The 254-nt window shown below is 62.2% G+C and carries 1 pseudogene; it reads left to right on the top strand.

From position 1 onward, the window contains the following. Window positions 1-103: 103 nt before the first annotated feature. Window positions 104-254, top strand: a pseudogene (locus NVV99_RS26635) (3-ketosteroid-9-alpha-hydroxylase); the annotation flags it as partial.

Here is a 254-nt window from a genome sequence, read left to right as displayed (position 1 = left end):
TAGACAATCCCTATGGCGGGACCAAAATCCCCGAACCCTTCCCCTCGGGACGCGAATACTATAACGTGTTCTAGAAGAGATTTCCGGAGGGAAGAGAGCGGACATGGCACAGATTCGCGAGATCGACGTCGGAGAGGTCCGGACGCGTTTCGCGCGAGGCTGGCACTGCCGCGGCCTCAGTCGCACGTTCAAGGACGGCAAGCCTCACGCCGTCGAGGCCTTCGGCCCGAAACTCGGGGTGTGGGCCGCCAGCA

The sequence above is a fragment of the Rhodococcus sp. PAE-6 genome, from assembly GCF_025290685.1.
GTDB classification, from domain to species: Bacteria; Actinomycetota; Actinomycetes; order Mycobacteriales; family Mycobacteriaceae; genus Rhodococcus; species Rhodococcus pyridinivorans.
This window is presented reverse-complemented; position numbering and strand designations above follow the sequence as displayed.